This window comes from Streptomyces sp. CNH287 (assembly GCF_000424825.1).
On record NZ_AUKQ01000014.1, the window covers coordinates 161,124 to 182,762 of the forward strand.

General features: G+C 72.4%; 20 protein-coding genes and 2 tRNA genes. 12 read left to right on the forward strand and 10 right to left on the reverse strand.

From position 1 onward, the window contains the following. Positions 1 to 20 precede the first annotated feature (20 nt). Positions 21 to 1,154: a membrane protein gene (locus tag H299_RS0115835; protein ID WP_027749193.1), complete on the forward strand. Its 1,134-nt coding sequence runs from the start codon at positions 21 to 23 to the stop codon at positions 1,152 to 1,154. A 61-nt stretch (positions 1,155 to 1,215) separates the two neighbouring features. On the opposite strand, the gene H299_RS0115840 is transcribed toward H299_RS0115835, so the two are convergent. The 4 genes from H299_RS0115840 to H299_RS0115855 form a co-directional block, all read right to left on the reverse strand. After that, positions 1,216 to 2,379: an acyl-CoA dehydrogenase family protein gene (locus H299_RS0115840; RefSeq protein WP_027749194.1), complete on the reverse strand. Its 1,164-nt coding sequence runs from the start codon at positions 2,377 to 2,379 to the stop codon at positions 1,216 to 1,218. Beyond that, positions 2,369 to 3,544 (reverse strand): CoA transferase, encoded by a 1,176-nt coding sequence (locus tag H299_RS0115845; protein WP_027749195.1) that lies wholly within the window; start codon positions 3,542 to 3,544, stop codon positions 2,369 to 2,371. Before H299_RS0115845 ends, H299_RS0115840 begins: the two co-directional genes overlap by 11 nt. Before the next feature lie 74 nt (positions 3,545 to 3,618). Continuing rightward, on the reverse strand, positions 3,619 to 4,284 hold the full coding sequence (locus tag H299_RS34475; RefSeq protein WP_051262519.1) for an FMN-binding negative transcriptional regulator: 666 nt from the start codon (positions 4,282 to 4,284) through the stop codon (positions 3,619 to 3,621). Positions 4,285 to 4,296: 12 nt separating this feature from the next. Beyond that, on the reverse strand, positions 4,297 to 6,258 hold the full coding sequence (locus H299_RS0115855; protein ID WP_486587291.1) for a primary-amine oxidase: 1,962 nt from the start codon (positions 6,256 to 6,258) through the stop codon (positions 4,297 to 4,299). A 270-nt stretch (positions 6,259 to 6,528) separates the two neighbouring features. Here H299_RS0115855 and H299_RS0115860 point away from each other — a divergent pair, with 270 nt between their 5' ends. From H299_RS0115860 to H299_RS0115895, 8 genes are read left to right on the forward strand one after another with little or no spacing between them, the layout of a single operon-like run. Then, entirely contained in the window at positions 6,529 to 8,133 is a 1,605-nt protein-coding gene (locus H299_RS0115860; protein ID WP_037759210.1) for an ABC transporter substrate-binding protein, read from the forward strand. Between the two features lie 23 nt (positions 8,134 to 8,156). Beyond that, the gene (locus tag H299_RS0115865; RefSeq protein ID WP_027749198.1) at positions 8,157 to 9,128 is read left to right on the forward strand and encodes an ABC transporter permease; all 972 of its coding nucleotides are present in this window, start codon (positions 8,157 to 8,159) and stop codon (positions 9,126 to 9,128) included. Continuing rightward, entirely contained in the window at positions 9,125 to 9,970 is an 846-nt protein-coding gene (locus H299_RS0115870; protein ID WP_027749199.1) for an ABC transporter permease, read from the forward strand. Before H299_RS0115865 ends, H299_RS0115870 begins: the two co-directional genes overlap by 4 nt. Then, positions 9,967 to 10,953 carry an ABC transporter ATP-binding protein gene (locus H299_RS0115875; RefSeq protein ID WP_027749200.1) on the forward strand — a complete coding sequence of 329 codons (987 nt, stop codon included), beginning with the start codon at positions 9,967 to 9,969 and terminating at the stop codon, positions 10,951 to 10,953. Before H299_RS0115870 ends, H299_RS0115875 begins: the two co-directional genes overlap by 4 nt. Continuing rightward, positions 10,950 to 11,705, forward strand: coding sequence for an ATP-binding cassette domain-containing protein (locus tag H299_RS0115880; RefSeq protein WP_027749201.1), 756 nt, complete (start codon positions 10,950 to 10,952; stop codon positions 11,703 to 11,705). The genes H299_RS0115875 and H299_RS0115880 overlap by 4 nt, the downstream gene beginning before the upstream one ends. 17 nt (positions 11,706 to 11,722) lie before the next feature. Continuing rightward, positions 11,723 to 12,694 (forward strand): P1 family peptidase, encoded by a 972-nt coding sequence (locus H299_RS0115885; RefSeq protein ID WP_051262521.1) that lies wholly within the window; start codon positions 11,723 to 11,725, stop codon positions 12,692 to 12,694. 43 nt (positions 12,695 to 12,737) lie between these two features. After that, complete coding sequence (locus H299_RS34480) at positions 12,738 to 13,862, forward strand: C45 family autoproteolytic acyltransferase/hydrolase (RefSeq protein WP_051262522.1); 1,125 nt, start codon at positions 12,738 to 12,740, stop codon at positions 13,860 to 13,862. Further along, positions 13,859 to 15,427, forward strand: a complete 1,569-nt coding sequence (locus H299_RS0115895) for an aldehyde dehydrogenase family protein (protein WP_027749203.1) — start codon at positions 13,859 to 13,861, stop codon at positions 15,425 to 15,427. The genes H299_RS34480 and H299_RS0115895 overlap by 4 nt, the downstream gene beginning before the upstream one ends. Here H299_RS0115895 and H299_RS0115900 read toward each other — a convergent pair. Beyond that, the gene (locus H299_RS0115900; protein ID WP_027749204.1) at positions 15,399 to 16,394 is read right to left on the reverse strand and encodes a LacI family DNA-binding transcriptional regulator; all 996 of its coding nucleotides are present in this window, start codon (positions 16,392 to 16,394) and stop codon (positions 15,399 to 15,401) included. The genes H299_RS0115895 and H299_RS0115900 overlap by 29 nt on opposite strands. Positions 16,395 to 16,498: 104 nt before the next feature. Here H299_RS0115900 and H299_RS0115905 point away from each other — a divergent pair, with 104 nt between their 5' ends. Continuing rightward, a complete protein-coding gene (locus H299_RS0115905) occupies positions 16,499 to 17,197 on the forward strand; it encodes a class I SAM-dependent methyltransferase (RefSeq protein ID WP_051262523.1) in 699 nt (232 codons plus the stop codon). A gap of 118 nt (positions 17,198 to 17,315) precedes the next feature. After that, positions 17,316 to 17,828 carry a DinB family protein gene (locus H299_RS0115910; RefSeq protein ID WP_027749206.1) on the forward strand — a complete coding sequence of 171 codons (513 nt, stop codon included), beginning with the start codon at positions 17,316 to 17,318 and terminating at the stop codon, positions 17,826 to 17,828. Here H299_RS0115910 and H299_RS0115915 read toward each other — a convergent pair. From H299_RS0115915 to H299_RS0115930, 4 genes are all read right to left on the reverse strand, one after another. Next, entirely contained in the window at positions 17,780 to 18,421 is a 642-nt protein-coding gene (locus H299_RS0115915; RefSeq protein WP_486587292.1) for a GNAT family N-acetyltransferase, read from the reverse strand. The two genes, H299_RS0115910 and H299_RS0115915, sit on opposite strands and share 49 nt — an antisense overlap. A gap of 74 nt (positions 18,422 to 18,495) precedes the next feature. Continuing rightward, positions 18,496 to 19,434 carry a MerR family transcriptional regulator gene (locus H299_RS0115920; protein ID WP_027749208.1) on the reverse strand — a complete coding sequence of 313 codons (939 nt, stop codon included), beginning with the start codon at positions 19,432 to 19,434 and terminating at the stop codon, positions 18,496 to 18,498. Between the two features lie 129 nt (positions 19,435 to 19,563). Beyond that, positions 19,564 to 19,637 (reverse strand) — tRNA-Phe (locus tag H299_RS0115925). 27 nt (positions 19,638 to 19,664) lie between these two features. After that, positions 19,665 to 19,739 (reverse strand) — tRNA-Asp (locus H299_RS0115930). Between the two features lie 571 nt (positions 19,740 to 20,310). On the opposite strand from H299_RS0115930, the gene H299_RS40480 reads away from it, so the two are divergent. Further along, positions 20,311 to 20,802 carry a hypothetical protein gene (locus tag H299_RS40480; protein ID WP_486587293.1) on the forward strand — a complete coding sequence of 164 codons (492 nt, stop codon included), beginning with the start codon at positions 20,311 to 20,313 and terminating at the stop codon, positions 20,800 to 20,802. Positions 20,803 to 20,825: 23 nt separating this feature from the next. Here H299_RS40480 and H299_RS34485 read toward each other — a convergent pair whose 3' ends face one another. After that, on the reverse strand, positions 20,826 to 21,620 hold the full coding sequence (locus tag H299_RS34485) for a TetR/AcrR family transcriptional regulator C-terminal domain-containing protein (protein ID WP_051262524.1): 795 nt from the start codon (positions 21,618 to 21,620) through the stop codon (positions 20,826 to 20,828). Positions 21,621 to 21,639: the final 19 nt, after the last annotated feature.

Here is a 21,639-nt window from a genome sequence, read left to right on the forward strand (position 1 = left end):
GCCGGTTTAGGGTGCCGGGTATGAGTGATCATCCCCCGGCATCCGACGCGCCCGCACCGGACGCACCGCCCGCCCCCTCCGGCGCGTCGGCTCCGGCCCGGCCGCCCGGGCGGTGGCGGGCGTTCCGGGAGTCGCCGTTCTACCCCGCCGTCACCGTCGCGCTGATCCTCGCCGCCGCCGCCGCGCTCTTCGCGGGCTCGTACACCTACGCCATGGCCGACCCGACTCCGCGCGACATCCCCACCGCCGTGGTGGGGCAGCCCATGGGGAGCGGCGACGGCGCGCGGTTCGTGTCCGGGCTGGAGGAGGCCCTCGGCTCGTCGCTGGACCTGCGCCTGTACGAGGGCTATCCGGCGGCACGGGACGCGATCGAGGCGCAGCGGGTGTTCGCGATCCTGGAGCTGTCGCGGCAGGGCGGGGTACGGCTGGACGTCGCCAGTGCGGCCGGTGCCTCGGTGGCACAGGTGCTCGAAGAGGCCGCCCCGAAGGTCGGTGAGCGGGCCGACGTGCGGGTCGTCGTCCGGGACCTCAAACCGCTGGACAAGGGCGATCCGCGCGGACTGGCGCTCTTCTACATCTCGCTGGCGGCGGTCATCGTCGGCTTCGTCGGCGCGATCCAGCTGAGCGTCCACGCGAGCGGGCTCGACCCGCTGGAGCGGATCGGCTTCACCGCGCTGTACGCGCTGCTGGGCGGCTTCGCCATCTGCGCGGTGGAGACCTGGGTGCTCAGCTCCGTCCAACTGCCCTTCCTGCACGCGTGGACGATCCTCGCGCTGACCATGTTCGCCTCCGGGATGGTCTTCACCATGTTCAACACCCTCATCGGGCGCTGGGCGATGCTGCCGACCTGGGGCCTGATGGTCATCCTCGGCAACCCGTCCTCCGGCGGCGCGGTCTCGTGGCCGCTGCTGCCGTCCGCGCTCGGCGAGATCGGCCGCTGGCTGCCGCCCGGCGCCTCGGTGAACGCGCTGCACACCGCCGTCTACTTCGCCGGGCACCAGCACCTCCAGCCGTATCTCGTGCTGGCGGCCTGGGCGCTGGTGTCGGGCACGGTCTTCTGGACCTGGCGCCACCGGCACCCCGGCGGCCGGGCCCCGGGCGAGGCGGAGGCACGGGCCGCCGACGGCCCGCCGCCCTCCCCGGCCACTGCGTGACGCCGGGCGGGTCCGCGGCGCTGGTGCGCGTCCCTGAGCCCGCGCCGCCCCGTCGGCGGGCTCACCGGTAGGCGGCGATGCCGGTGAGTGCCTGGCCGACGACCAGGGTGTGCACCTCGGCGGTGCCCTCGTAGGTGAGGACGGACTCCAGGTTGCTCGCGTGCCGCAGCGGCGAGTACTCCGTCGTGATGCCGCTGCCGCCGAGGATCGTGCGGCACTCCCGTGCGATGGCGAGCGCCGCGCGGACGTTGTTCAGCTTGCCCGCGCTGATCTGCTCGGGCCGGATGCGTCCGGCGTCCTTCAGCCTGCCGAGGTGGGCCGCGAGCAGCATCGCGTTGCTGAGCGACAGAGTCATGTCGGCCAGCTTCTTCTGCGTCAGCTGGAAGCCGGCGATCGGCCTGCCGAACTGCACCCGCTCGCCGGCGTAGTCCAGGGCTGTGGTGAGGCAGTCGCGGGCGGCGCCGACGGCGCCGAAGAGGATGCCGAACCGCGCCTCGTTCAGACACGACAGGGGTGCCGACAGCCCGCGTGCCTCCGGTAGGAGCGCGGACGCGGGGAGCCGCACGTCCTGGAGGACGAGTTCGGCCGTGATCGAGGCGCGCAGCGACAGCTTGTGCTTGATCGGATGCGCCTCGAAGCCCGGGGTGCCCCGCGGGACGAGGAAGCCCCGGGTGCCGTCGTCGGTGGCTGCCCACACCGTCGCGACATCCGCGATCGAGCCGTTGGTGATCCACATCTTGGTGCCGTTGAGCACCCAGTCGTCTCCGTCCCGGACGGCTCGGGTGCGCATCCCGGCCGGGTCGGAACCGGAGTCAGGTTCGGTGAGGCCGAAGCAGCCGATCGCCTCGCCGGTGGCCATCGACGGCAGCCATTCGGCCTTCTGCTCCGGGGAGCCGTAGCGGTGGATGGAGTACATCGCCAGTGACCCCTGGACGGAGACGAAACTGCGCAGACCCGAGTCGGCCGCCTCCAGTTCGAGGCAGGCCAGGCCGTAGCTGGTCGCGTTGGTGCCCGCAGCGCCGTATCCGTCGAGGTGCATGCCCAGCACCCCGAGCGCGCCCAGTTCGGTGATCAGCTCGCGGGGGAAGTGTCCCGCCTCGAACCACTCCCCGATGTGCGGGCGCACGTGGTCGTGGAGGAAGCGCGCGACGGTGGACTGGATGTCACGCTCGTCCGCACCGAAGGTGGCGGGCAGGTCGAGCAGTTGGAGCGGGTCAGCGGTCATCGGGATTCTCCTGGTGCGCTCGTTCTCCGGGCTGGTCCGGCTCGTTGAGCCAGGCGGTGATATCGGCGGTGTGTTCGCCGAGTTCGGGTGGGTTCCTGCGGTAGGCGGGCGGTGTCCGGGACAGCCCGATCGGGTCGGCGACCAGGTCCCCGCCCCCGGCGGGGACGAACGGCCGCAGCCCGAGGTCCTCGGCGAGCGTGAACGCGGCGGCCATGTCGTTGACCGGCCCGCACGGGACGCCGAGCGGGGTCAGCGCGGCGAACCAGTGGTCGGCGGGGCGGTCCGCGAGGCTGCTCGTGAGCAGGTCCGTGAGCTGGTCGACGTGTGCCACCCGCGCCGAGTTGGTGGTGAAACGCGTGTCAACCGCCAGCTCTGGCAGCCCGATTCCCTCGCACAGCGACGCGAACTGCCGGTCGTTGCCGACGGCGATGACCATGGGTCTGTCGGCCGTCTGGAAGACGGAGTACGGCGCGATCGAGGGATGGCGGTTGCCCATGGCGCGCGGCACGGCGCCGGCCATGGTGTATCCGGTGCTCTGGTTGACCATGCTGGAGAGCAGGGTGCTGAGCAGGTTCACCTCCACCCGCTGGCCCTGGCCGGTCTGCTCGCGGTGCCGCAGCGCGGCGAGGACGCCCACCGCGGCGTGCAGCCCCGTGAGGACGTCGACCACCGCCACACCGGCCTTGGCCGGTTCGCCCCCGGCCGGCCCCGTGACGCTCATCAGGCCGCCGACGGCCTGCGCGAGCAGGTCGTACCCGGGCAGTTCGGCGCCGGCACCGGCGCCGAACCCGGTGACCGAGCAGTACACCGTCGCGGGATTGAGCGTGCGCACGCTCTCGTAGCCGAGGCCGTACTTCTCCATGGTGCCCGGACGGAAGTTCTCGAAGACGACGTCGGCGCGCCGGGCCAGCTCCCTCCCGAGCCGCCGGCCCTCGTCGGTGCCGAGGTCGAGGGTGAGCGACCTCTTGTTCCGGTTGACCGAGAGGAAATACGTCGCCGCGTCGCCCGCGAAGGGCGGGCCCCAGGCGCGGGTGTCGTCGCCCGTCCCCGGTCGCTCGACCTTGATCACGTCGGCGCCGAGGTCGGCCAGCAGCATCGTCGCGTAGGGCGCGGCGAGGACCCGCGAGAAGTCGGCGACGAGGACGCCGGACAGCGCCCCCGTCATGGCCGGTGCCGTGGTGTCGTGGTCATGGGTCGCCTCCTCAAGGGCGGGTGTGCCGCCTTCGGCCGCCTTCGGTCTCATCCTCGAAGATCCGCCGGACTGCTCCCGCCCGCACCGGGCTCCGCCCGGGCCATCAGGTCGGCGAGGTGCGGACACCCGCCGGATCGCAGGTCGGCGCGCACCCGGGAGCGGACGTCGGCGGGCATGTCCTGGCTGAGCTTGAACATCGCGGTGACGGACGTGACGTGCACGCGGAAGGAGACCACCTGGCCGACGAGGGAGGCGAAGGTGCCCCGCGAGCCGGTCATGTCCCACTCCGGGTCGCGCAGGCCCTCCAGCGCGCGCACCGTGTCCTCGACCACGCGCAGGCTGCCCGCGTCGTCGTCGATCAGCTCGACCGTGCCCGTCACGTGCACCGCCGCGTAGTTGAGCGTCGGGACGGCGGGCTCGTAACCGTACGCGGTCGGTGAAATGTAGCCGTGCGGGCTGGAGAAGACCAGCAGGACCTCGCCACCGCCGGCGAACGCGCGCCACTGCGGGTTGACCCGCGCCATGTGCCCCAGCAGCGAGGCGCCCTCCAGCGCCCCAGGGGGCGGGGCGTCCGGCGGGAGGATCACCGGGAGGTGGGTGGCCACGGGTGCGCCGCGGCCGTCGGCGCTGACCACGACGGCGAAGGGGTTCCGCCGTACCAGGTCGACCTCGGCCGCCGCCGAGGGTGCGGCGTAGCGCTCGAAGACATGCATCGGTGCTTCCTCTCAACGCCCGGACGAGCAGTGGGTCGTGGACGGTGCGGGGACATCGAGGGTGGGGTTGCGGTCGAAGAAGCCGACCGGCCGCAGGGTGAATCCGCAGCGGTCGACGGGCATCACCGGCCAGTCCTCGGGGCGGGGGAAGTGCGTCAGCCCGAAGGTGTGCCAGACGACGAGGTCGGTCCCGTCGATGTCCCGGTCCGCGGCTGTGTAGGCGGGCAGGCCCGCGCCGGGTGGGCCCTGGTTGACCAGGTCGCCCGCCGGGTAGCGCTCATCCTCGGCGTAGCGGGTGACCCACAGGTGCTGGGCCGCGAAGGCCGCCCTGCCGTGCACCGCGGAGGACTCGTCCGCGAGCAGTAGCGGCTGTGCCTGCGGGATCAGCGCGTAGGCGGTCGGGTCGCCGAGCCGGTTGCGCCGCTGGGTGTTCACGATGTGCCACACGCGGCCGTGCGCGGGATCGGCGCGCCGGATGGCGTCCTGTTCGGTACGGAACCTGGTGCTGCGCCGGAGGAACGCGTTGCCGTACGGGTTCTCCGGCCCCCTCGGCATGCGCTCGACCTCCACCTCCTCGACGGCGTTGGCCTCACCGTCCACCGCCATGTCGAGCCGGATGTTGAACAGGTGCTGGTGGTAGGGCGCGGCGAGCCCGGGGGCCACCTGCGAGGCGTAGGGGGCGATCCGCTCGTCGTAGCGTGCCGTGAAGACGACACCGGTGGCCTTCGCCTCCAGCTCGATCGTGCCGTCGAGGTAGAGATACCAGTAGAAGCCGTAGTCGTAGTTGCCGACGGTGGTGAAGAAGGAGATGACCAGCCTGCGCTGCCGGCGGGTCTGCCTGCTCTTGTTCGCCGGGTCGGTGTGCTTCCACAGCACGCCGAAGTCCTCTTCGTGGATGCAGATGGCGTTCCGCAGTGTCACCGGCTCACCGGCGCCGTTGGCCACGACCGCGTCGAGGTAGGTGATGTCGCCGAGGCAGTCGCAGCCCAGCTCCAGGGAGTTGGCGAGCCTGCCGAGCTGGTACTCGCCGGTGTCGAAGTAGTTCTGCCAGAAGCGGATCGGTCCCGGATCGGCGTACGGCACGACCATCTCGGCCACCGAGGCCCGGTCGACGACCGGCCGGTGCCGTACGCCGTCGGTGTAGCCGACGCGATGCAGGACCAGGCCCTCCCGCATGTCGTAGCCGAGCCGCAGGCGCCAGTTCTGCCAGCGCAGTTCGTGGTCCTCGACCACGAAGCTCGGACCCTCCGGCTGGGTGATCTCGATCGGACGCAGCGACGTGCGGAGCGGGCCCGCCACCTCCGGGTCGTCGTAGTCGCCGGACTCCTGGGGGATGGGCACCGCTCCGGTGTCGACGATCTCCCGCACCGACCTGCCGATCAGGTCGACGTAGGCGACGAGGCCGTCGATCGGATGGGCCCAGACCATGGTGGACGGCTCGGGCCGCCAGTGTGCGAGCACACGCACCATCCGGCTGTCCGAGTCGCCGATCGACTCGAAGCGGCCGGCGGAGAGCGCCGCCGTGTAGACCTTTGACGGGTCGTGGATGCCGCGGGCGCGCAGCGCGGCCCGCCAGCCCTCGTCGGCCGCCAGGACCGCGCGGACCGTCTCGTGCTCCTCGGCCAGCACCGGCACGTGGCCGGCGGTCTCGGGGTCGATCGGCTCGCGGGTCAGGACGCTGCCGTCGGTGAGGCTGACGCGTACGTCCTCGGCGGCGCCGGTCGCGACGTCCAGCAGCAGCGTCCGCACGTCGCGCGGGCACGCGGTGCCGTCGAGGCCGTGGCGGACGACGGCGGCCTTCGGCGGTTCGGCCAGGCCCATATAGGCGAAGCGGGTCGTGTCCCGCAGGACGCCTGAAGCCTGGAGGATCTCGCGCGTGCGGGCGACCTCCGCGGCGCTCAGGGGTGTGAGGGGATGTGCCGGCGCACCTTCCGCGCCCGTGTCACCCGAAGCCGCTCGGCAACATTCGGTCACGCTCTTCTCCCGTCCACGCATCGCGTCGGCTCTGCGTATGCCGGAACGTTCCGGCATGCGGGGGACACCGTATCCCCGCCCGCTTTCCGGGTCAATGGCCGGTGCGCAGGGCCGGTAGACCGCCGAAAAAAGCCCCGTATCGATCTCCTGTGAGAGGGGTTGACGGTCCGGGCGGCCCGTCGTTAAATCGCAGCCCTGTCGGAACGTTCCGGCACGACACCCGGCATGAGTACGCGGCTACAGAGCGTCGACGACGGAAGGTCGCCCCAGATGCGGAAGATCAGATACCTCTGTACGGCGGCGGCCGTCGCGCCGCTCCTCGCAGGCTGCGCCGCCGCGGACGTGGGGCAGCCGGACGACGCGCGCCGCCCCGGCTACCTCGCCGTCGCCGACGAGTCCGTCCGCTCCGGGGGCAAGCTGGAACTCCAGGTGCCGGTGGACATCGGGACGGTGACCGGTCTCGATCCGCAGCTCGCCGACGTCGCCAGCTCCTGGCAGCTGATGTCGCTGGCCTACGAGACGCTGGTGAACGTCGGCCCCGAGTTCGACATCAGGCCCGGCCTGGCGTCCCGTTGGGAGAACCCGAGCCCCACGCGGTACGTGTTCCACCTCCGGGAGGGCGTGAAGTTCTCCAACGGCCGCGCCATGACGGCGGACGACGTGGTCGGCAGCATGCGGCGGCTGCTCGACGGCGAAGGGGTCTGGCGCGGGCAGATCGGGCCGGTCGAGTCGGTGCGGGAACTGGGGCCCCGCACCGTCGAGTTCACCCTCTCGAAGCCGTACCAGCCCTTCCTCTCCGCGCTGGCGAACACCCCGGCCGCGATCCTGCCGATGGCGGAGATCCGCGACGGGTCGGTGGACATCAGCAAGACGATGCTCGGGACGGGCCCGTTCCAGGTGGCGTTCCACCGGCAGGACGTGCTGTGGCGCTTCCAGCGCAACCCCTACTACTGGGACCCGGGCAAACCGGCCGTCGACGGGGTGAACGTCGCGATCGTGCCTCAGGAGCAGGCCAGGATCGCCGCGCTACAGAACAACACCGCCAACATGGCCCTGCTGGGGAACGTGGACTCGCCGCAGATACTCAAGGGCGTCCGGGGCGTGAGCGTACGGCCGCAGCCCACCACCGACTTCTACTACCTGATGCTCAACCACCACGCTCCGGGCGGCAAGTTCACCGACCCGCGCGTCCGCGAGGCCGTCAACATCGCGATGGACCGCGAGCAGATCGGGCGGGTCGCGACGGGCGGCCACGGCAAACCCACCGGCGTCACCCCGGTGGGACTGCCGGACGCCTGCGACCCGGACCAACTCCCCTCGGCCAAGGCCGGTCTCGACCGTGCCCGCGCCCTCCTGAAGGAGGCCGGCGCACAGGACCTGATGTTCTCCCTCGCCCTCTTCTCCACCGAACCCGCGCCCGCGATCGGCCAGGTCATCCAGCAGAACCTGGCCAGGATCGGGATCGAGGTGAAGATCGAGCAGCTGGACGAGGCGAGTTGGGCGGGGAAGGTGTACGCCAAGCCCGCACGGTTCGACGCCGCGCTGTCCTGGTTCGCCGGCTACGGCGAGTCCGGGATGGTCGCGAAGTGGTGGAACCCGGAACAGGGCGGATTCAACGCCGGGTTCATGCGGCCCAACCCGGAACTGAACCGCGAGATCGAGTCCGCGACCGCCGTACCGAAGGGGCCGAAACGCAAGGCGGCGCTGCGCGGCCTGTGCGCCGCCGTCGACCGGGACGCGCAGATGATTCCGCTGGTCACCCGGCCGGTGATGGTCGCCTACCGGTACGACACGGTGAGCCCCACCCTCCTCGACGCCGAGGGCTACGGCAATCCGTTCCGCAAGGCAGCCGACTTCCGGCTGCTGTCGAGATAGCACGGCAGAGGAAGGGCGCCAACATGCGGTTGTTTTCCCTGTGGGTCCGCCGGGCGGCGAGTGCGGCTCTCACCCTGTTCGTCGTCTCGGTCCTCATCTTCACCGCCTCGCGGCTCATGCCGGGCGGCTTCGCCGAGGTGGTGCTCGGACCGTTCGCCAGCCCCGAGCAGCGGGCCGCCGTCTCGGCCGAGTACGGGCTGGACCGCGGCATCCTCGTGCAGTACGGGCTGTGGCTGGAGGCGGTGGCGCACGGCGACTTCGGCACGTCGATGATCAGCGGTGAGTCGGTCGCCTCCGAACTGCGGCTCCGCCTCCCCGTCACGGCCGAACTGACCCTGCTCAGCGTGGGCGCGGCCGTCGCGCTCGGCGTCCCGCTGGGCATCTGGACGGCGGTGCGGGCGGGCCGGCGCGGCGGCGGCGCGCTGGGCCGGCTGGCGGGCGGACTCGGCGTCAGCCTGCCGGAGTTCGTGCTCGGCAGCCTGGTCGTGTTCGTCTTCTCCCGGTACGCGCTGGGGCTGACCGTCGGCGGCTACCAGCCCCTGGGCGAGGACGCCGGTGCCAACCTGCGGTCCATGGTGCTGCCGGCGGCGGTGCTCTCGGTGTTCGCCGTCGCCGTGACCGCGCGGACCACCCGCGACGCGGTGCTGAACGTACTGGTGGAGCCCTACATCACCGCCTCCGTCGCCCGCGGCGAGTCACCCGGCTCCATCATCGCGCGGCACGTGCTGCGCAACGCCGCGATCCCGGTCATGGTCGCGGTCACCACGATCGCCGCGTACCTGCTGGGCGGCGCTGTGATCATCGAGCAGCTGTTCAACCTGCCGGGCGTCGGCTCCTACGTCGTCCAGGCCGTCCAGCGGCGCGACTACGCGGTGGTGCAGGCCGGCGTGCTGCTGGCCGCCGCGGTCTTCATCGTGATCAACATGGCGGTCGACGCGGTGGCCGGAGTACTCGATCCCCGCTTCGGTACCGCGTCCCGGAAGGGGACGGCATGATACGGCGAACGGCCCGCTGGCTGCGGGGGATGGACCTGCTGGCCCGCATCGGGCTGGGGGTGCTGGCGGTGCTCGCGCTCGCGGCGGTCGCGGGCACGGTCTTCGGGGTGGGCGGCGAGCCCGACGCGCTCGGCGGGCCCCGTCTGGGCGAACCGAGCGGCGGGCAGCCGTTCGGCACCGACCAGCTCGGCCGGTCGGTGCTGCCCAGGGTCCTGGAAGGCATCGGCACTACCCTGCTCCTGTCCGCCGCCGCCGTACTGGTGACGGCCGTGCTGAGCACGCTCCTCGGCGTCGTCGCCGGATACCGGGGCGGCTGGCTCGGCGAGCTGGTGCAGCGCGGCGTCGACGTGCTGTACTCCTTCCCCGCCATCGTGCTCGCCATCCTGGTGGCCGCCGTGCTCGGTCCGGGCCGTACGGCGACGATGTGCAGCATCGTCCTGGTCACCATCCCGCTGATGACGAGGCTGGTCCGGACCGCCGCGATCACGGTGGCGGAGCGCGACTTCGTGATCTCCGCCAAGATCAGCGGCGCCGGCCGCCGGCACATCTTGAGCCGCCACATCCTGCCGAACGTCGCGGGCACCATCGCGGTCCAGGGCACCTACGCGCTCTCCGTCGGCATCCTCGTCGAGGGCGGGCTCAGCTTTCTCGGGTTCGGCGTGCAGCCGCCGCAGTCGTCACTCGGCCTGCTCATCCAGCAAGGCGGCGTCTATCTGCTCGCCGCACCATGGCTGCTCGCCTTCCCCGGAATCATTCTCGTAGCGGCGATCCTCGCCATCAACGTGATAGGCGACGGCCTCCGTGACCGGCTGGAACCGAGGGAGTCGAGGTCGTTGACATGACACGTACGACACAGCTGCTACGGGTGGACGACCTCGTCGTCGACTACACCTCGGGCGCGCGTACCGTACGGGCGCTGGACGGTGCCGCGCTCGCGGTCGCCCCGGGCCAGACCGTCGGCATCGTCGGCGAGAGCGGATCGGGCAAGTCCACGCTCGGTCTCGCGGTCGGAGCCCTGCTGCCCAGGGCGGCGCGCACCACGCGCGGCGAGGTCAGCGTCGACGGCGCCGCGCTGGAGCGGATGACGGGACGGCAGCTGCGGAAGCTCCGCCGCGAGCGGCTCGGATTCGTCTTCCAGGACCCGATCGGCTCGCTGGACCCCACCCTGCGGGTGGGCCGGCAGCTCGAACTCGCCCTGCGCGGCCGGGCGGGCGACTCCGACGTGCACGCCCGGCTGGCGCGGGTGCGGCTGACCGAACCGGAGCGCGTCGCGCGCGCCTACCCGCACCAGCTCAGCGGCGGCATGGCCCAGCGGGTCGCCATCGCGATGGCGATGGCCGCCGAACCGGACATCCTCGTCGCCGACGAGCCGACGGCCGCGCTGGACAGCCAGGTCCGCGAGGAGGTCCTGGACGTCGTGTTCGCCCTGGCGGCCGAGGCCGGCACCGCCATCCTCTGGCTCAGCCACGACCTGCCGGCGGTCGCGCGGCGGTGCGCCGACGTGGCGGTGATGTACGGCGGACGGGTGGTCGAGTCCGGGCCCGCAGCGGCCGTGCTGAGCGCCCCGCGCCACCCGTACACCGCCGCGCTGGCCCGCTCCGTGCCCGGATCGGTGCCGCTGGGCGAGCGACTGTCGCCGATCCCGGGGCAGCCGCCGGTGCTCGACGGGCCCTCGCCAGGCTGCGCGTTCGCGCCGAGGTGCCCCCTCGCGCTGGACTCCTGCTCGCACGAGCGCCCCGAACCCGTCCGCCTTGCCGACCGGGAAGTGCTCTGCCACCGCGCCGACGACACCGTCGCACTCGAATCCGTGGGAGCCGGCCGATGAGCGCCATCCTCGAACTGGACGCCGTCACCGTCTCCTTCGCCGGCGGCTCCCCCCTGCGCCGCACGGTGACGCACGCGGTGCGCGGTATCAGCCTGGCGCTGGCCGAGGGCGAGACGCTGGGGCTCGTCGGTGAGTCCGGCTCGGGCAAGACCACCGCGAGCATGGTCGCGCTGGGCCTGCGGGCGCCCACCTCCGGTTCGGTCCGGTTCATGGGGGAGCCGTTCCCGCGCAGGCGGCGTGCGCTGGCCGGGCGGATGCAGGCCGTGCTCCAGCATCCCCAGTGGTCGCTCAACCCGCGGATGCGGGTCGGCACCAGCGTGGCGGAGCCGCTGGCCGTGCTCGGCGGCACCAGCAGGGCCGAGCAGGCGGACAGGGCGGTCGAGGTCCTCGCCCAGGTCGGCCTGGAGGCCTCGTTCACCGGGCGCCTCCCGCACGAACTCTCCGGCGGCCAGCGGCAGCGCGTCTCCATCGCCCGCGCGCTGATCACCCGGCCGCCGTTCCTCGTCTTCGACGAGGCGGTGAGCGCGCTCGACGTGTCGGTCCAGGCGCAGATACTGAATCTGATCAAGGACCTCCAGGCGGAGTTCGGCTTCTCGGCGCTCTTCATCTCCCACGATCTGGGTGCCGTGCGGTACGCCGCCGACCGTGTCGCCGTCATGCGCGCCGGTGAGATCGTCGAGACGGCCGAGGCCGCGGTGTTCTACGACAACCCCCAGCACGAGTATTCGCGACAGCTATTGGAGGCCCTGTGAAAGAGCGCGAACTACGGATGGCACCGCCCTCGGCGTACGCGCGGGGTGCGGTCGGCAACGACGACCTCACGTTGGTTCCCCAGCCGAGCGCGGGGCGCGCCTCGGTCGAGTTCGACCTGCCGGGCGTCCGGGTCGGGACGGCCGAATACGCGGAGGGGCCGACCGGGTGCACGGTGATCCGGCTGCCCGACGGCTCCCGCACCGCCGTCGACGCCCGGGGCGGCGCGGTCGGCCTCAGCGGCGGCTACGAGATCCACGAGGCGATCGTGTTCGCCGGCGGCTCCGTCTACGGACTGGCGGCGGCGGCCGGGGTGAGCGAGGAACTCCTGCGGGGCGTGGAGAACCAGACGCACTGGGCCGCGCTGCAACACGTCTCCGGCGCGGTGATCTACGACTTCTCCCCGCGGGATACCGCGGTGGTCCCGGACGCCGCGCTCGGCCGGGCGGCCCTGCGTAACGCTGAGGCCGGCCGCGTACCGGTCGGCCGGTGCGGCGCGGGCAGTTCCGCCTCGGTCGGCAAGCTCGACTTCGCCCGCGCGGAGTTCGCGGGCCAGGGCGCGGCCTTCCGCACGTTCGGCGGGATGAAGGTGCTGGTGCTCACCGTGGTCAACGCGGTGGGGGTGATCGTGGACCGGGAGGGGCACGTTGTGCGCGGGAACGTCCATCCCGAAACAGGGGAACGGCGGGCACCGACCGCGGACTACCTGGAAGCCGCCGACGGCGGTCCGCTCGCGGGCGCGCTCGCGGGGAACACCACCCTCACCGCGGTGGTGACGAACGTACGGCTGCCGGAGAGGTCGCTGCGCCAGTTCGGTATCCAGGTGCACAGCTCCATGCACCGCGCCATCCAGCCGTTCCACACCGAGATCGACGGCGACATCCTCTTCACCGTCACGACGGACGAGGTCGAGCTGGAGGGCACCGCGACGGGGCTCGCCGCGCTCGCCTCCGAGGCCGCCTGGGACGCCGTGCTGAGCAGCGCGGAATGACGGCGTCCGGACCGGCCGGCCGGCGCGATGAAGAGGATGCGGAATGACTCTCCCCCACCACCACAGCACGAGCAGTGACCCCACCGTGCGCGGACGGCGGCTGGGCGAGGCGTTCCGCGCCCAGGTGCACCAGGGCTTCGCCCGCTACACGGGGCTCTTCGAGGCGGTCGGCGCCTCCCGGGCGCAGGTCGCTGAGTGGGGTGAGCGGGCCAACGCCGAAACCGAGGCCTGGGCACCTGAACTCGCGGCGGAGATGGCCGGGATCGCCGAGGGCGCCGGATTGGAGCGCTGGCAGCTCGGCGCGCTGAACGGCAGGACCGAGATACTCGCGGCGGTGTCGGCCACCGGGGAGGGCGAGTGCTCCACCTCCGTGGTGGTGCCCCGTGACGGGCCCCCGCCTCGTACGGTGCAGACCTGGGACTGGCACGACACGATGCGCGGCGGGACCATGATCTGGTCGCTCGAACCGAGGCCGGGGCATCTGGTGCACACCTTCACGGAGTTCGGGATGGTTGGCAAGATCGGTGTGAACAGCGCCGGTCTGGGTGTCCATTTCAACGTGCTCCGGCACCACTCCGACAGCGCCGCCATCGGCGTCCCCGTACACGTCGTGGCGCGACGCGTCCTGGACGAGGCAACGACCATCGAGGAGGCGGCGGCCCTCGCGCGCTCGGCGCGCCTGTCCGCGTCCTCGGTGATCACCGTCTTGACGTACGACGGCACGCGGGGCGCGGCACTGGGGCTGGAGCTGAGCCCGGCAGGCGTCGCCGAGGTGGCCACCGGGCGTAACGGGACTTTCGCGCACACCAACCACTTCGTCGATCCCGCTCTGGCCGGCGGCGAGCGGACCGTCGCGGCGGAGTCGAGCACCCACGAGCGACTGGCCCGGCTGCGGGAGCGATCCGGCGGCCTGGCTCACCACGATCTGACCAGGCGCGCGCATGCGCTGCTCTCGCACGGCGCGGACGGGGCGCCGGTCTGCTCGCACGCCGACCCGGAACTGCCGCCGCATCAGCGCTGGGAGACGCTCGCGACGGTCAGCCTCGACCTGGCCGCCTGCCGGCTGGCCGTGCACGAGGGCGGCCCCTGTGCCGTGACGCGGGACGGCTGGCAGTGGTCGCCGTCCCCGCGGACGGTTCCGTCCGAACGGAAGAGGGAGACGACATGACGGCGGACATCAGCTACGACCCGCGTACCGGAAGGCGGGGCGGCGAAGTCGGCGCCACGCCGCCCGACGAGGTCGACGCGGCGCTCGAACGGGTGGCGGCGGCAGCCCCGGCCACCGGGAGGGCCGCACCCGCCGAGCGTGCCGCATGGCTGTGCGCCGTGGCCGACGCGCTCGACGAGCCGGAAACGGCCGGCGAACTCGTCGCACTCGCTGACGAGGAGACCGCACTCGGCGAGCCGCGGCTGCGGATGGAGATCGGGCGCACCTCCAGCCAGTTGCGGTACTACGCCGAAGTGGCCGTCGAAGGGTCGTACCTCCAGGCCACCCTCGACCGGGCCACCTCCGACGGTGCTGGTCGACCGAGGCCCGCGCTGGCGCGGGTCGGGGTGCCGCTCGGCCCGGTGGCCGTGTTCGGTGCGAGCAACTTTCCCTTCGCGTTCAGCGTCCTGGGCACCGACACGGCGTCCGCGCTCGCCGCCGGATGCCCCGTCGTCGTCAAGGGACACCCCGCCCACCCCCGGCTGAGCCGCCGCCTGGGCGGGCTCGCCCGGGACGTGCTGGCGGCGGCGGGCGCCCCGCGCGGCGTGTTCGAGCTGGTGACCGGTTTCGACGCCGGAGCGCGGCTGGTGCGTTCGGTGCACACCGCGGCCGTCGCCTTCACCGGTTCGCAGAGCGCGGGCCTGGCGCTGTGGCGCATGGCCAACGAACGCGAGGTCGTGATCCCCGTCTTCGCCGAGATGGGCACCGTCAACCCGGTCGTGGTCACCCCGGCCGCGGCGGCGGCGCGGCTCGACGGCATCGCGGACGCCTTCGTCGCCTCCTTCACGCTGGGGGCGGGCCAGTACTGCACGAAGCCCGGCCTGCTGTTCGTGCCCAGCGGCCATGACGCCGCCGGGAGGATCGCCGCCGCGCTGGAGCGGAACAGCCCGCGGGCGTGGATGCTGACGGAACGGATCGCCGGCTCGGCGGCGGAAGGTGTACGGGAGCTGGTGGCGGCCGGCGCCTGGGTCGTCGGCCGCGCGGAAGGCCCCGGGGACGGCTGGTCGGCCGACGCCACGGTGCTCCGGGTCCCCATCGCGGAACTGCGTGCCGGATCGAGGTTCCTCGGCGAGTGCTTCGGTCCCGTCGCACTCGTGGCGGAGTACGAGGACCGCGCCCAACTGGAGCGCGCGCTGGCCGAGTTGCCGGGCACGCTGGCGGCAGCTGTGATGAGCGCGGGCGAGGCGGACCCGGAGGTAGCGGACCCCGATGTCGCGGACCTGGTCGCACGACTGGCCAGCCGGGCCGGCCGGGTCACCGTGGACGACTGGCCGACGGGGGTCGCGGTCACCTGGGCCCAGCAGCACGGCGGACCATGGCCCGCCACGACCGCCCCTTCGACCACCTCCGTCGGCGCGGCGGCGCTCGTCCGCTTCACCCGGCCCGTGGCCTATCAGAACGTCCCGGACGCCGCGCTGCCCGCCGCGCTCCGGGCGGCGAACCCGTGGCGGCTGCCGCGCAGGATCGACGGCGTGCCCGTCGCGGACGGCCAGCGCGTCACGCCTTCGACGACTGGCGCAGGTTGAGCCCGATGGGAAGCTCGCGCACGGTGTCCTCCTCGGCGTCGCCCGTGAGGATGTCGAAGAGCAGCTCTGCGCAGGCAGCCCCGGCATCCCTCGGGCGGAGGTCGATCGCGGTGATCGGCGGATCGGTGTGCAGCAGGTGCGCGCTGTCGACGCACGCGGCGAGCAGCAGGTCCTGACCAACGACGCGTCCCGCACGGCGCAGCACCGGCAGCGCCGCCACGGCCGACCCGTCCGGCGAGCAGATCAGCGCGTCCGGCGCCGGGTCCGACGCCAGCAGCGCGCGCACGTTCTCCTGCACGACCTCCGGTGACGAGCCGAAGGCCAGCTCGCGCAGCTGGACGGGGACGCCGTGGGCGCGGCACCACTCCAGATAGGCCCGCTGGAGGCTGGCGCCCCAGTCGGTCACGGCGCTCGACGCCAGGAGTGCGGGACGGGCGGCCCCCGCCGCCCGCAGCTGGTCCAGGAGCCGGACGAGCATCGCGGCGTGATCGGACCGCACCGCACCGTTCGCACGGGCCTCGCCGGTGAACCGCTCGCAGGTGACGACCGGGAGACTTGAGCCCAGCAGGCCGCCCACCAGCGGATCGGTCACCAGCGGGTCGCCGAGCACGACGCCGTCGACCCGCTGGAAGGTTCCGTTGGCCTGGGCGTTGCGCGAGGTGAGCAGCGTGACGTCGTAGCGGCGTCGGGCCGCCTGCTCCACGACACCGAACACGAACGACATGTAGTACTCGGATTTGGTCAGTGTCTCCGGCAGATGCAGGCCGATCGCCCCGGTCGTGGAACTCCGCAGCGACCTGGCGGACACGTTGGGTGCGTAACCGAGCCGGATGGCGGTGTCGGTGACCCGTTTCCGGGTCTTCTCCGACACCCGGCCGGAGTTCCGGAGGGCGTCCGATGCCGTGGTCTTGGACACTCCGGCGGCACGTGCGACGGCCACCAGCGTCACGGGGGCATCTGGGCTCATCAGAGCTACATTAGCCCGCCCACCGGGCCGTGGCGAACGGCTGCGGCGGGGCCGGATCCGCGGTCAGGGACCGATTGTCAGTGGCGGCTGCCACCCTTCCGACCATGGATCACCCGCACTCCGCCACCGCCACCGCCGCCACCGCCACCGCCACCGACCCTGCCTCAGCCATCGCCGCGTACTGGGACGACGCCGCCCCCTCCTTCGACCAGGAGCCGGACCACGGGCTGCTGGACGTCCGTACGAGAGCCGCGTGGGCGGAGCGGCTGGCCACCTGGGTGCCCTCCCGCCCGGCCGACATCCTGGACGTCGGCTGCGGTACGGGCTCGCTGTCCCTCCTGCTCGCCCGCGCCGGGCACCGGGTCACGGGAGTGGACGTGGCCCCGCGCATGGTGGCGCGCGCCCAGGCCAAGCTGGCGGCGGCGGGGCTGCCCGCCCACTTCCACCTCGGGGACGCGTCCGACCCGCCGACCGGCGACCAGCGCTTCGACGTCCTGGTCAGCCGCCACCTGCTGTGGACCCTGCCCGACCCGGTGGCCGCGCTGCGCGCCTGGATCACGCGGCTGCGGCCGGGCGGCTGCCTCATCCTGGTCGAGGGGCGCTGGCGCCAGTCGGCCGGCGCCGCGCCGTACGTCTCCGGTGCCGAGTCCCTCCCCTGGCACGGCGGGGTCGGCGCGGACACCCTCGCCGCCGCCCTCCGCCCGCTGGTCGCGGGCCTCCGGGTGGAGCCGCTCAGCGACGACCCCCGCCTCTGGGGCGGCCCCGTCTCCGACGAGAGGTACGCGCTCCTGGCCCACCTCTGACCGGCCCGGCTCCCGCCAGCCGCCGCCCCGCCGCCTTCGCCCATGAATACGGCCTGCCGCTCAGCCGGTAGCCGCCCCCCTTTCCACTGCGGATTCGCCCACTGGCGACAATCGGAGGATGAGCACCGTCGAACGCCCCGTACCACCCCTGAACGCCGACGAGCGCACCACGCTCGAAAGCTGGCTCGACTTCCACCGCGCCACCCTCGCCATGAAATGCGAGGGCCTGGACGAGGCGCAGGCCGCCGCCGCGTCCGTGCCACCGTCCGGCTTCACGCTGACCGGCCTCGTCCAGCACCTGGCGGAGGTGGAACGGAACTGGTTCCGCCGGGTGTTCGCCGGAGAAGCGGCCCCGCCCCTCTACGACCCGCAGGCCGACCCGCGCGGCCCCGACGGCGGCTTCGACCTGGCCGAGGGCGCCACCCTGCGCGAGGCTCTCCGCACCTGGCAGGCGGAGATCGCCCGCGCCCGCGCACTCTGCGCCGAGCGCGCGCTGAGCGACACCGGCCGCTTCATGGAGCAGGACGTCAGCCTCCGCTGGATCTACGTCCACATGATCGAGGAGTACGCCCGCCACAACGGTCACGCCGACCTGCTCCGGGAACGCATCGACGGCGTGACCGGCGTCTGAGGGCTGTCCCGCACCTCCCCGGTGGGGCGGACAGCTGCGCGCCGTAGGTGCAGGTGGCCATCGAGGGGGTAGGAGGGCGGAGCCGCCGGCAGGACCCTGTCGAACTGGTAGCCGTTCTTCTCGGCGACGCGGCAGGATGCCAGGTTGTCGACCTGATGGAGGAGTTCGAGGCGCTCCAGACCGTCGGCTCGGAAAGTGTCGAAGGACCAGGTGGTGAGAGCATTCAGGGCTCGCGGGGCCACGCCTCGCCCGCGAGCCTGTGACGCCGTCCAGTAGCCGACCTCTGCGGAAGGCTTGCCGGAGGCGACGTCCTTGAGCACCACGTTGCCCACCAGCCGCAGCGGCGCCGCGTCAAGGGCCGTTTCCAGGACGGCGAAGGCGAACCGGTCGCCTGCCGCCCAACCCTGCTCCTGAGCCCGCACCCATCTCAGTCCGTCCCCTCCACTCTCCATACGAGAGTCCGTCCAACGCCGCAGCTCGGGGTCCCGGTACACCTCGACCAGCGCAGCAACGTCTGCCGCGCACCAGGGGCGAAGGACAAGAGCGGGAGCGGCCGGCGTCGCGGCGGCCTTGAGCAGGACGGGAGAGCCCACCGCCGGATCATCAGGAGCGGGGCCGTGAGCCGACCCCGGCGACAGCCGGTCCACGCCACCCCGCGGTTGCCCCGTCATCCCTGCGTCCGTGCCCGCAGCGCACTGACCGTCCAGTCGAACACCGGTCGCAGGCTCTCCGGAGCCGGCCAGCCGTTGATCACCGCGAGCAGCGAGAAGTAGCGCTCCCTGCGAGGGTCGTTCATGCGCTCCAGCCGGACCAGGAGCCGCCCCCGCGACTCGGCGTCGTCACTGCGGCCGAGGAGTGGTGCGCAGCGGCTCATGAGGTCCGCGACGATCGCATCGGCCCGGAGCGAAGCCGGTTCGACGCCCGCTGCCACGGCCGGCGTGATCCGGGCGCGCACGACCGCGGCCAAGTCCCGGTGCGGCGCGGGTGGACCACCCTGGTCGTACCCGGCCGCCCGCTCCTGGGCCAGGTCCCGTACGAGGGCGCGAAAGTCCGGGTCCTGCGACAGCTCGGCCAGTTCCACCCACGCCTGGACCTGTTCCGTAGCGGGGTTGTCCGGCAGCTCCGGAGTCATCGAGCGCACGAGTCCCGCGAACACGGAGCCGGTATCCGGACGGCCGAAGACGGCGTCGAGGAAGTCCTCGGTCAGCTGCTGGCGTTCGACTGCGGAGAGTTTGGCCAGTTGGTGCATCAGATGTGTCTCCTCAGGGGTGGCCCCGCGCTTCGCCACGGCGGTGAGCACCGCGCGCCGCAGCCGCAGGATTCGGATCTGTACGTCCAGTGCGTCGGCGTGTACCGCGGCAACCTCCGGCAGCGCGAGTTCCCGGTCCATGACCTTGCGGATGGCCGCAAGGTCCAGTCCCAGGTCGCGCAGGGTTCGCACGAGATCCAGCCGTGCGACGGCGTCGTCGTCGTAGAGGCGGTATCCGGACGGACTGCGGTCGGCGGGTGGTACGAGTCCGCAGTCGGAGTAGAACCGGATGGTCTTGACCGTGGTGCCGGTCCGCCGGGCCAGCTCGCCGATCGGGTAGAGCGTGTGGCCGTTCATGTCCCCACCGTCCGGTCTCCCCCTGCTGGAGACTCAAGCTCGTGAACTCGCGACGAGTGGATTCTGCCTGAGCGGACGCGCGAAAGCCCCCGGTGAGCGGGCTCACCAGGGGCTTCGGCACAGCGGCAGTGGCTGGGGCCGGGATCGAACCGGCGACCTATCGCTTTTCAGGCGATCGCTCGTACCAACTGAGCTACCCAGCCACGCAGCTCACCTGGGTGAGCTGCAAGCGGTCCTGACGGGATTTGAACCCGCGGCCTCCACCTTGACAGGGTGGCGAGCACTCCAAACTGCTCCACAGGACCAAGCGTCATCATGCGAGCACCAGTCTCGCACAGGATGACGCCTGCCCCCAACGGGATTCGCGCCCGCCGTCGCTGCCTCCCTGACCTGCAAAAACGCACGGGAATCAGATCATGTTGAGGTCGGCGTCCGCGCGCGGGCACCTCTTCCTCATCGTTCGCGGAGATTGTCGGTAGCGTCGGTTAGCGTGCGCAGCATGCGCTACTTCAATACGGCGGGTCCGTGTCTCCCGTCGTTGCACTACATGCTTCCGGCCCAGGAACGGCTGCCGAAGGCCCGTGGGTACGTCGCGCAGAGCCAGTACTTCGTGGTCCACGCGCCTCGTCGGACGGGGAAGACCACGGCGCTGGCGGCGCTGGCTCATGATCTGACGGCCTCGGCACAGTACACGGCGCTGCACTTCTCCTGTGAGAACGCCGAAGTGGCCGGGGAGGATGTCGGCTGGGCGGAGTCGCTGGTCCTGGAGGCGATCCGGTACGCCGCCGAGGCCGCCGGACTTTCGCCACAGCTCGCCCCTCCGCCGGTCTGGCCCGACGCCGAGCCCGGGGCCCGGCTCCAGCAGGGGCTGACGCAGTGGGCGCGCGACTCCCCCGCCCGCTGGTGCTGGTGTTCGACGAGATCGACGCGCTGCGCGGCCAGAGCCTGCGCAGCGTGCTGCGTCAGCTGCGCCACGGATTCACGACCAACCGCAGCGGCTTTCCGCAGTCGGTGGTGCTGTGCGGGCTGCGGGATGTGCGCGACTACAAGGCGGCCTCGGGCGGGGACCCGGGACGTCTGGGGACGTCGAGCCTGCGGGACGTACCGTCACCCTGCTGCGCGCCTGACGGCCGGGGGCCTCGGCCCGGGAGACACGGCAGTCCGGGTGCCGGCACGTCGGCACAGCGTCAGCTGCGGATTCCCGGAGTCCGCCACGAGGGCGCGTTCCGCGGTCTCTTCCGCAGGAGAAGGCCGTGCCGGGGCGCGCGCGGCGACGCCGGACCGGTGCAGGTGGAATACCGCGCCGCTCGTACTCCTGGGCACACGCGCGGTTCCGGCGGGGGGCTGCGTACGGCACCGCCCGGCTGAGCGCGGTGCCGTACGGGAGGGGATCAGCCGCGCTGCCCGCGCGGGTGGCCGTGACCGGGCGGGGCCTCCGCCGCCATGGCGGTGATGCCGTCGAGCAGGGCGCGCAGGCCGGTGTCGAAGGCGTTCGTCCTGGCCTGGGCGGGGGTGCGGTCGAAGCCGCCGTCGGCCCACGCGCGGGCGACGGCGGGGTAGCGGGCCGGGTCGAAGATCTCTTCCCAGAAGACCTGGCGGGCGGACCACCAGTCGTCCTCGGACTCGCCGCTCGCAGCGGAGACCTGCGCGTGTTCGGCCTGGGCTGCCGCGGCGGCGTCGACGAAGGTGACGATCGCGTCGACGGCGGCCGAGACCTCGAGCGGTGCCAGGTCCGTCTCCTCCAGCGCGGCCAGCAGGTGGTTCTGCCGGGCGAACAGGCCTGGGCCCAGGGGAGGGCGCACGGTGGAGATCGTACGCAGCCACGGGTGCCGGGAGTACAGGGCGACGGTCTGGTGCGCGTAGTGCGTGACCTGGGCGCGCCACGAGCCGGAAGCGCTGAAGTCCAGGGACTGCCAGGCCGCGTCCACCATGAGGTCGAGCAGTTCGGTCTTGCCGGGGACGTGCGTGTACAGCGTCATCGTCCCGACGCCGAGGGCGGCGGCGACCTTGTCCATCGTCATGGCGCCGACGCCGTCCCCGCCGTCCCCGTCGGCCACCGAGATCGCCGCGTCGATGATCTTCGGCAGGGTGACCTTGGGCGGCCTGCCACGGCCTGACCTGGCCTTCTCCTGCCCCCACAGCAGCCGCAGGGTCTCGCGGGGATCGCCTCCGCCGCTGCGTTCCATCGGGCCTCCCTATTTCCGT

Excerpts from the sequence above, each read along its gene's own strand:
- H299_RS0115865 (WP_027749198.1), top strand. The coding sequence starts at position 8,157 with ATGCGGTTGTTTTCCCTGTGGGTCCGCCGGGCGGCGAGTGCGGCTCTC.
- H299_RS34480 (WP_051262522.1), top strand. The coding sequence starts at position 12,738 with ATGACTCTCCCCCACCACCACAGCACGAGCAGTGACCCCACCGTGCGC.
- H299_RS34485 (WP_051262524.1), bottom strand. The coding sequence starts at position 21,620 with ATGGAACGCAGCGGCGGAGGCGATCCCCGCGAGACCCTGCGGCTGCTG.
- H299_RS0115910 (WP_027749206.1), top strand. The coding sequence starts at position 17,316 with ATGAGCACCGTCGAACGCCCCGTACCACCCCTGAACGCCGACGAGCGC.
- H299_RS0115845 (WP_027749195.1), bottom strand. The coding sequence starts at position 3,544 with ATGACGGGGGCGCTGTCCGGCGTCCTCGTCGCCGACTTCTCGCGGGTC.
- H299_RS0115840 (WP_027749194.1), bottom strand. The coding sequence starts at position 2,379 with ATGACCGCTGACCCGCTCCAACTGCTCGACCTGCCCGCCACCTTCGGT.
- H299_RS0115885 (WP_051262521.1), top strand. The coding sequence starts at position 11,723 with ATGGCACCGCCCTCGGCGTACGCGCGGGGTGCGGTCGGCAACGACGAC.
- H299_RS0115880 (WP_027749201.1), top strand. The coding sequence starts at position 10,950 with ATGAGCGCCATCCTCGAACTGGACGCCGTCACCGTCTCCTTCGCCGGC.
- H299_RS0115920 (WP_027749208.1), bottom strand. The coding sequence starts at position 19,434 with ATGAACGGCCACACGCTCTACCCGATCGGCGAGCTGGCCCGGCGGACC.
- H299_RS0115900 (WP_027749204.1), bottom strand. The coding sequence starts at position 16,394 with ATGAGCCCAGATGCCCCCGTGACGCTGGTGGCCGTCGCACGTGCCGCC.
- H299_RS0115870 (WP_027749199.1), top strand. The coding sequence starts at position 9,125 with ATGATACGGCGAACGGCCCGCTGGCTGCGGGGGATGGACCTGCTGGCC.
- H299_RS0115875 (WP_027749200.1), top strand. The coding sequence starts at position 9,967 with ATGACACGTACGACACAGCTGCTACGGGTGGACGACCTCGTCGTCGAC.
- H299_RS34475 (WP_051262519.1), bottom strand. The coding sequence starts at position 4,284 with ATGCATGTCTTCGAGCGCTACGCCGCACCCTCGGCGGCGGCCGAGGTC.
- H299_RS0115860 (WP_037759210.1), top strand. The coding sequence starts at position 6,529 with ATGCGGAAGATCAGATACCTCTGTACGGCGGCGGCCGTCGCGCCGCTC.
- H299_RS0115895 (WP_027749203.1), top strand. The coding sequence starts at position 13,859 with ATGACGGCGGACATCAGCTACGACCCGCGTACCGGAAGGCGGGGCGGC.
- H299_RS0115835 (WP_027749193.1), top strand. The coding sequence starts at position 21 with ATGAGTGATCATCCCCCGGCATCCGACGCGCCCGCACCGGACGCACCG.
- H299_RS0115905 (WP_051262523.1), top strand. The coding sequence starts at position 16,499 with ATGGATCACCCGCACTCCGCCACCGCCACCGCCGCCACCGCCACCGCC.